The 8837-nt window shown below is 61.6% G+C and carries 9 protein-coding genes and 1 pseudogene; 1 reads left to right on the top strand and 9 read right to left on the bottom strand.

Annotation, left to right across the window (positions count from 1 at the left end; genetic code table 11):
* Positions 1-657: 657 nt before the first annotated feature.
* The 6 genes from ACLBYD_RS30085 to ACLBYD_RS30060 form a co-directional block, all read right to left on the bottom strand.
* Positions 658-840: a hypothetical protein gene (locus tag ACLBYD_RS30085; protein WP_447819319.1), complete on the bottom strand. Its 183-nt coding sequence runs from the start codon at positions 838-840 to the stop codon at positions 658-660.
* Positions 837-980 (bottom strand): hypothetical protein, encoded by a 144-nt coding sequence (locus tag ACLBYD_RS30080; RefSeq protein ID WP_447819318.1) that lies wholly within the window; start codon positions 978-980, stop codon positions 837-839. Before ACLBYD_RS30080 ends, ACLBYD_RS30085 begins: the two co-directional genes overlap by 4 nt.
* Before the next feature lie 201 nt (positions 981-1181).
* A complete protein-coding gene (locus tag ACLBYD_RS30075) occupies positions 1182-2480 on the bottom strand; it encodes a HEPN domain-containing protein (RefSeq protein WP_447819317.1) in 1299 nt (432 codons plus the stop codon).
* A gap of 131 nt (positions 2481-2611) precedes the next feature.
* Complete coding sequence (locus ACLBYD_RS30070) at positions 2612-3286, bottom strand: hypothetical protein (RefSeq protein ID WP_447819316.1); 675 nt, start codon at positions 3284-3286, stop codon at positions 2612-2614.
* A gap of 251 nt (positions 3287-3537) precedes the next feature.
* On the bottom strand, positions 3538-4317 hold the full coding sequence (locus tag ACLBYD_RS30065; RefSeq protein ID WP_447819315.1) for an SMI1/KNR4 family protein: 780 nt from the start codon (positions 4315-4317) through the stop codon (positions 3538-3540).
* Between the two features lie 254 nt (positions 4318-4571).
* Complete coding sequence (locus ACLBYD_RS30060; RefSeq protein ID WP_447819314.1) at positions 4572-4865, bottom strand: hypothetical protein; 294 nt, start codon at positions 4863-4865, stop codon at positions 4572-4574.
* A gap of 89 nt (positions 4866-4954) precedes the next feature.
* On the opposite strand from ACLBYD_RS30060, the gene ACLBYD_RS30055 reads away from it, so the two are divergent.
* Positions 4955-5779, top strand: a complete 825-nt coding sequence (locus tag ACLBYD_RS30055) for a hypothetical protein (RefSeq protein WP_447819313.1) — start codon at positions 4955-4957, stop codon at positions 5777-5779.
* Between the two features lie 342 nt (positions 5780-6121).
* Here ACLBYD_RS30055 and ACLBYD_RS30050 read toward each other — a convergent pair.
* The 3 genes and pseudogenes from ACLBYD_RS30050 to ACLBYD_RS30040 form a co-directional block, all read right to left on the bottom strand.
* Positions 6122-6437 (bottom strand): annotated as a pseudogene (locus tag ACLBYD_RS30050) (ATP-binding protein); the annotation flags it as partial.
* 60 nt (positions 6438-6497) lie between these two features.
* Complete coding sequence (locus tag ACLBYD_RS30045; protein WP_447819312.1) at positions 6498-7259, bottom strand: hypothetical protein; 762 nt, start codon at positions 7257-7259, stop codon at positions 6498-6500.
* A gap of 183 nt (positions 7260-7442) precedes the next feature.
* A complete protein-coding gene (locus ACLBYD_RS30040; RefSeq protein WP_447819311.1) occupies positions 7443-8669 on the bottom strand; it encodes an FRG domain-containing protein in 1227 nt (408 codons plus the stop codon).
* Positions 8670-8837: the final 168 nt, after the last annotated feature.

Below are 8837 nucleotides of genomic sequence, written 5' to 3'. Positions count from 1 at the left end.
TCGGGAGCCGCTGCGCGGCTCGGCGGGAGTCCAGTCACGTTGCCGTCGCCCGCGTCGCTGCGCTCCGCTCGAAAGCGCGATTTCATGTGTACCAATATTTTTCATCGTGCCTCACATGCCACACCGGACAGCATCGACAGACCGGGACGCGCTGCGCGCGCCACACACATCACCGCCGCGCTGCTGACTCCCCGTCCCGACATCATGCTCCCATCATGCCCCACACCCGAAAGCAGCACCAGACAAACAAAAACACTCCCACTCGCCAATCGCGTTATGCACAAAGCACATAACCCGATATCACCGGATCGTCATGCGCATTACAACATTAAACACTTGCACAACAATAGGATTAGCAACAACCATTGCGCCACAACACATTTCAAAAACACACCGAAAACAGCACCCCACCGCGCCCCCACCACCCCACACACCCCCGATACCGACCCCACCCGCCGGCACCACCGCCGGCCCCACACCGGGACATGCCATCACCCCAGCTCACAGCACATAACAACCCCCACACCCACCACCGGGCACACACGCCGAGGGACGCACCGAGACCACGACACCACCACCGACACGCAGAAGGCCGGACCGCCACACACGACCCGGCCCCCACCCCATCAACAACCGAACAACTCTTCAGCCGCCGGATCAGGCGCATCCCACAAACCGCACCACGATCCCCTCCCGCACCACCCCCAGGAAACCGTCACCCTTGAGCGAACCCAACGCATCACCCAACTCCACGACCTCCGGATCGAAATCCGCAGGCACATTCACCACCGCACGGTGCGACGACACGTCGGTCCACTCGATCACCACCGAACGCATCACGCCCCCACCTCCGCCCCGTCCACCGTCGCGTCGACCACGACCGCACCACCCACACGCACCGTCGTCATCAACGCCTCCACCTGGCTCTCACGCAGGCTCTGCGCCTCCCCCTCGTCGTCCACCGACGTGAACCACCGCACCCACATACCGCTGCCACACGAAGCCGTGGGCCCTCGCAATCAGGGTCGCCACACGATTGACCACCGCAGACCCGCCAGCGAGGAACGTCGGGGCTGATCCGATGAATGCGAACTGATCCTCGTGCAGCTCGATGCCGGTCAGCACCTCGATCAGAGCTGCCTCGACAGCCATGAACTCCACGGGATCAGGGACGACACGGCTCAGGTCCGCGGCCCGTCCCCCGAATTCAAACAACTTCGCACATTCGCCCGGTACAACCCATAGCGAGCATCGTTCCCATAACAACGAAGCACCACCTCATCCGATACCCCCGCCCGCCGCAACAGCACCGTCCGCAGCACCCACGACAACGAATAATCCACTGCTATCAGCAGAAGCATCAGACCGTCGGACGACGCGTCCGCCGTGTACGCCTGATGCGCGAGCTGGTTGCGCGCCGAACACACCTGGGCAGGCCAATCCGAGAAGTCGGCCACGATATCGGGGACCGCGCATTCGGCCGAGTCCTGTAGCTGCTCCAGGCGCCGGCGATACGGAAGCTCGTCGAAATGGCTCAGGGCCTCGGTCAGCGCCTTTTCCGACTCTTCGCGGTCGAACCCCTTCTGCTCCATCATCTCTGCGCCGGTTGTGCGTGCCGCGCGACGAATACGATCACGCGCATTGCCGGTGAGTCCCGGAAAGCGGGAGGTAACCGGATACAGGCGCCGGTGCAGTCCCTCCGCGATGGCACACATCGTCAGTGCCTGTGCCTGGATAGCCCCACCAATCGGGTCGGCCACCGCGCTCGCCAACCCATCCAAGGACCGGCTCACATCGATCCACGTGGAGAACACCTCCAACGTCAGCTCCCGCGTGGGGATCACCGCGTCGGGATAGGAGCCGGCCGTCCCGGAGTCGATGATCCTGCCGATCACCGGCAGCCACCGCGTGTCCTCCGCATCCTGATCCTCCGCGACCCGAAATTCGAGTGCGGTGACATGCAACCGGCGCTGTGTGGCCAACTTCGCCAGCGTCAGCACCGGATCGACAACGAGACGGTCATACTCCCGGCGAGTCAGCGGACTATGTGCTCGATGTTCGAACCACACCTGCCCATCGTCATCGGCCCACACACGCAACGAGCCGACCTCGCCGCAACCCGGCCCCCGCGCAGGCTCGATCAGGTGAGTCCACCAGCGGGGATCGTCGAGACAGAACCGCACCGCCGAATAACACTGCTCCTCACCGTCCACATGAGTACCCACCACCACGACAGGGGCCCGAAACCACTGCCGCAGAAGGACATCGTGGTCAGCCTGGGCGTCCACGACCGTGACCTCGGTCCCATCGTCGAGAACACCATGCACTATCACCGGCTGAAAATCCGCAACGACATCATCCGGATCTCCGCTGGTTATCACCGCATACATCCCGTTCGATCCGCGCTGCTCGACCCGAATCGAACGGCTCGGCGAAATCGGTCGTTCGACACGTAGCTCGACCTCCGCACCGGCACGCACCCTCAGTTCCCCGCGACGGACCGGCAGGGGTCTCCCCACCCGCCAGAACCGCCCCAGCATCACCTCGCCACTTACGGACATCCGGTCCCCCCTCCTCACACACCACTCCGATACAGGTAACACGTACTTCGTTAACACGGTCGTGCCGCCAGCAACGCCGGCACCGCGCTGCGCTCGCGTACCCAGCCCGCCACCGTCGGATCGATCCAGGACAACACCTCGAGCAACTCCCCATGCAGACCGGCGACGTCCTGACCGGTGCTGGCGATCTGCGCACCGTGGATCGGCTCGTGATGAGCAATCCGATTCCGCAGCGTATTGAGGTGATCAAGCCGTCGATAGACATCCTGACGTCGGTTGGGACGCTGATGCGGATACGCATGCCGCACACACGGAGTCCACAACGTGGCCTCATAGGTGCGCGCATGCAGAAAACGCCAGAACCCGAACATCAACTCCGCCACCACCCGACCCGGCACCTCCACGCGGCCTCCACGCGTCGCACGACGCCGCGCCTCGGCAACATCCTTCTGCGACTGCGGCGTCAACGGTGCCGTCAGATACCACGGATCGGCACCCAGGTTGCTGCGGTTCCACCGATCGAGCTGGGCATGACAGGCATTGCGCAAGACCACCTCAAGATAGCCGAGATCCTCGAACACCGCCGCACCCAGGCGTGCATTCCACTCGTACAGATCCAACGCCCGCTCAAGATCACCACCGGTCGCCGCGAGATACGACGACAACCGCTCCGGCGTCAACAACACCCCCATCGCCTGCGTCACGGCCGCGCTGCGGTTGGGCATATCCCTCCAGTACCGATATAGTTGACAGCGAAGACCCCGGAGCGGCCTCTGCACCCCACAGTGCACGTCCCCGGGGTTTTGACATTCCACCCTGCCCGAGGTGGCCACTCCCCGGCCACAAGGAGCATAGGGCTACGCGGCAGACGGCGTGCCTTGCCCTTGTAGGCACCACTGGGCAGTAACGAGGACGCAGAGCAACGGCCCGACGAGCCGGTGCCGGAACTGATACCCCATAGCGGAAAACGCCAGTGTCACTGGTGGTAGTGCCACTCCAACCGGCCATCGGCCACCGTCGGAACCCAGCGCCCATCAAAGACCGTCCCGTACTCGAGACTGTCGGCCAGCTCGGCGAGCAGGGCACTGATCGACCCCCACCGCGGGCCGACGTCATCGGCACCGACCTTGTCGAACTCGGTGACACATCCATGCAGCCGACCCGGGCGGGTGTCGACGAACAACAGGTTCCCATCCCGACCGGCGAACGGCACGAACTCGGGCACAAACGTCTCCACCGCCTCCCCCGCGAAACTCTCGGTGAGCGGTTCGGCACCGACATCCGCGTCGAGCTCGCCCCACACCTCCAACTCCAGCCGCCGCTCATCCACCACCCGATCCAGATCGAACAACTCGTGCACCGGAAACAGGGAGACCCACCCACCGCGGGGGAACCCGTTGATATGCCCGAACAGATCGACCAGCTCCTGCGGCCACGCCACCCCGGTGGCCTCGACAGCCCGATCGATCGCCTCGGCGGGCGCGCCGGCGGTCGTCACCGCGGACAGGTGCGTCTGCAACCAGCGCTCGATTCGTTCCCACTGCTCGGTCACTGAGCCGGCAGGAGTCGACGACAACACAGGTGGCGCAACCGCCGGAGGTGACGACGCCTGCGAGTCTGCCTCGCCCGCGGCGGTGCGCTCTCGCATCCGAGCAAATGCCTCCTCGATACGGGCACGCAACTCCGCACTGGCGAGACTCGGGTCGATGAAGCCGCTCACGTGGCCGAGTTCGTCCCCGATTTTCACATACGCCATGTCCACGACCGCCCCCCTCGGTCTCCCGAACAGCCCGGCGTCCCTCGCCGAGCACGGCGTCCATCGTCGCGGCGCGGTCGGCGGCGTCCCCGGTGCGGATGGTGTTCTTCCCCAGTGCCGCATGCCAACAGGACACATACCACTCCATCAACCCAACCGCCTATACCGTCAAAGAACCGAATGGACAACAGTCATTGTCCGACCCCACCGGGCGCAACGAACCCATCGACGAGGTGTCCGCGTGTCGGCACCCGTCACTCCCGCAGTAAGACGGCAGCCTCGAGCAGTGCCGCCACATCGAGCAACGGCGGCCACGCCATCGAGACGATGGGAATCGACCGGAGGCCGTCGGCAAGAATCCATACCGTGCCGCCAGCATCGATCGTCGGCGACGGCCAGGCGGTGAATATCGGTGTCGTGCTGACCTCTTCGAAACTGGCACTGTCGAGAAGCGTGAACATCCAGAACTGGCGATACGACCCGAAATCGAGGTTCGCAACCGGCAACAATCCGCCATTGCGGTTGATCTCATCCGAAGGGTGGTGCACACCCCACACCTACGGACCGGCCGGCCCTGCGATCTGCAGAATCGATCGTTTATGAGACCTCAGACGGCCGATACGGCAGAATGCCCGCCGTGAGCCAAGATGTACCCAACCCGCCCAGTCCCGGTCCCGGTCCCAAGGACGACAAGCTCCCCCTACTCGCCGGGTTCGCTGTGCGACATTGGATGGTAATCGGGGCAACTGTTGCAATCGCGGCGCTTGGTGTAGTTGGAATGTGCTTCACGGAGCAAGGGTTCGCAGTTCAGGTCGCGACCGATGTGGGCATTGTGCTTTCCACACTGGGCGTTATTGGAGCAGTGGTTATCTTCGCTCGACAGTCGGAACAGAACTCGAGGGAGAGCATCCGCCATAAGGAGTTCATGGCGCGGACCGACAGCACTCTGGGAAAGCTCAGTTCAACCAGCGAGGCTCTGAAAAACAGGCTTGGTGAGGGCGCCGCCAATTTGGTCGCCGACGGCGCAGAGACTCCCGAGGCCGCTGAATACTCTGGAAACGGCCAGTTTGTCGTCGAAGTTGAGGTCGGAGATTCATCAGTTTCGCAAAACGATTTGTCAGCTTCGTCTGACGAGGACCAATACCCTGCTGAGTCCCTGGGATTGAGGACACAGAACGGTGAAGTCATCGTGTACGACCCCAGTGACGTCAAGCTTTGGATGCTCGCAGCCGTCGTTAAGCACTGGGAGGACGAGGCACGATCAGGCCGATGGAACCTAGGCACACTGCGTGGCGCTGCTCAAAGGAAGGGGCACGGTAGGAACTCATGGTTCCTCGTGTTCGAGAACCCGGATACTGGAGAATTCGACTACTACCGAGTCAGTACCGGGGGCCGAGGCAAGAAGGAACCGACCGTGACCCCCACAACCGCCGACGGCACCAACCAGGTGCTGAATCGCTAAGGCCATGGCTACGTCCCCCCAGACGGCCTGAAACACCACCTATGCGCCCGTACAGCTCGGCGGCAACCAGGTGATCCGCTTCGCAAGCAACCTTGTCGACGTCCTTAACGCCCGTCGTCGCACCTCGTCTTCCACGTGGCGCTTGCGATCTACGACGTCCGCAAGGAGGGGTTGACGAGAGCCGCGACCACCCCGACGAGGCGTCGACCTGCTGTGCGACGAGGTTACGACGACGCATCGGCGCCACGTCGTTGGTGAGGAGATGTCCTCGTCGCCCCGATGAGTTTCGTCAAGTGATCTGGCCCCGGTGATCGGCGTGAATTGCGGCCCCACCAATGACGATCAGGCCTGTTTGCGGTGATGAGTCTTGCATGTGCACAGGCGATAGGATCGGGTGCCGGTTTCGAGGATGTGCGCATTGAAGGTGATGCGGTCGACGATCGCGGCGACCAGCCGCGATCGGGGAAAACGGTCCCCCACTCGGAAAGCGGGAGGTTCGATGCTATCCCGATGCTTGCCCGTTCCTCCCGTTCAGTGATGATCTGGAACAACATCTCCGCTCCGCGGGGTCGATCTGGACGTAGCCGAGCTCCTCGAGCAGCAGCAGGTCCAGGCGTCCGTAACGGGCGACGACGCGGGAGAGGATCCGTTCGTCGGCCTACGGCGCCTGAACGGGTGCAGCCCGTCGAGGCCCGTAAGCGGATACTGCCAATCGGAATCATCTCGAGACGGGTGCAATGAATGCGGCAGATATCGCGTCGTACAGCAGGTCTGCGGTCGACGGCGTGTAGACCGGGGATCTCGTGAGGCATATGAAGTCGAACGGGACCTCTGCCTGGAATTCATCCCAATGACTGGCCTGGTACGGGACTTCGGGTTCGAGATGCGACACCACCGGGATGTAGCCGCCTGTAGGGGCGCTAATAAGCCTTTGAAGATCTTGGTTGTCCATGGCAGCAAGTTGGATGTAGTCGTAAGGTCTCTTGAAGCCCTTCATTGCAAGAAAAAGTTCGTCCGACCCCCCTCCTTCTCCATAGACGTACGTCAGGTCGTGGATCCATCTGCATGCAATTGCAAATAGAAGGAAGTTTCCATCGTTCAGTCCCGTGGCACCAACTCGCGGCTGCTGCCGATCTTCAGGGGGCTCGGAAAGAAGGGACGTCATTAGGTACTTATAACCGGAATCGCCCAGCCCGAGGTCTGCGTGCGCGTCCAAATGGGTCACGCGGAAGGGGGGCACTAATACTCCGTCCGCGATTGCCTCACGCCACCTAAAGAAAAGATCGCCATGATTTTCAGTTAGAATTCCAGGTAGCCTGCCAGTCAAACCGAATTTATTTCTAAGAAATTCGATTGCGGTTTCCACAGGCCACACCGAGTAGTCTTCAGCCAGCGGCCGTTCGTCACTCTGCGGATAGTGGACCACCGGAGTAACGAAGAAGTCGAGGTCGATGTCTAGTATTCTTTGCACCTCTAACACGTTACGCTGCCTCCCGGCATACGTTCACCGGCTCCTCAGCCTAATCGGAAAGCCGCCGGGTGAGAGCGGAGAAGGAGCACGTCAAGTATGTTTCGGCCACCGATCCGACACAAGTGATCGTTGACTGAGCTGATCCCGATTGATTGCCTTAATGCATCTTTGATGCCAGCGTAACGCTGAGGACTAACGACGATACGGTAGAGGACGCCCCGACCCGTGGTAGGCCGCGAAACCTGAGAGATCCGGATAGATCGTATTTTCCGCATACGGGAGAAGTCCGTACTTCTGCGCATTGCGCATTTCTTTCTTCAGTTCCGGGGATACTCCGATGAAGTAACAATCGGGGTCCTCAATATTCTCATCCTCCCAAACGATCGTGCCACGGAGATTCACTGTCCCCCACGGTTGATTGACGATTGGCGACAGGAGGAAGAATCCGCTTTGGGCGACGATTCGGAGGTTCAGCTTCGAGGGTATCCAGTAACCTGCGCGACGGTTTTCCCCTCGCATGGATTTCATGATCTCTACGAGTGCCTTGTTCTCAGCGAACTCAGCGCTGATCGTCCGCAATGGCGCTTGCCCGAATGCAACCACGACACCCGGCTGATTATCCAGACTCGGATCTTGCGAGGTAGTGGCCATCCACAGCGCGACGAGAACATTCTTCGTGATATCGAGCAAGCTGGTCGCTGCGCCGTGGTGCTGGAGGCTTGCTAGCAGTTCGAGATCCGAGAGTCGACGTCCGTCCTGGTATCCGAATCCGTTGACCCGTCCCTCATTTAGCAGGAGGCGTTCGTAATCGTGCACCATGCCGCCGTGCATAGATGAGCCCCGTTCCGCCACCACGTCCCGGGCGTTGGGGACACCGAATGTTCGGAGCATGTCCTGCACACTTTCATAGTCACGGCCGAAGTGTTCGAGCCACGGGCCCTGAACACGTCGTGCCGCACCCGATTGCACGTACCACTCGCAGTTAACTTGGCCTCGCCACCCGCAGATCCCGTTGTGGTCAGCCTCCTTGGCAATTACCTGCGCAATCCGGATGAATTCAGGGATCGAGGTCGCCACAGGAACATGGCCAAACGGTCCCAAGAGGTCCCGATCACCAGGGACGCCTTGCTGCTCATACCAGTCAAGTTCTTTCGTCTTGCGGTTTGCGACGCAGGAAGTCTCGGTGCTGGTGGTAGCGATGTTCACCTTGCCATGCTTCCACATCTGGAGTACTGCCGAACCACCCACCATGATGCTCATCGATAGCTTCGGATATCGGCAGCCAGGCGACGCAGATCGAGCCAGCGCCAGCCTGCGGTGCCGCGGGCGTACAGATAGCGCACCGTAGTAGAAGTTGAATCCGTCGATGTACACATCTACGTGCACGAGGCCGACCTTAGAGGCGAGCGGTCCGTCCACCGGCGCCCCCTCTCCCGCATCCGCCGACGCGGGGACTGTCCTCGTTCCGGACAGCTGTGAACTCGACGACCGTCCTAGTGCCGCATCACGCAACGTTTGCCCTGTCGACGATCTCCCGTAGCTGTTGATCCTCGGCGTGCTTGTTGCGCCAGATGATGTAGCGACGGA

Source organism: Rhodococcus sp. C26F (assembly GCF_053345925.1).
The sequence above is the reverse complement of the archived record's forward strand: the minus strand, read 5'-3'. Positions and strand labels throughout refer to the sequence as shown.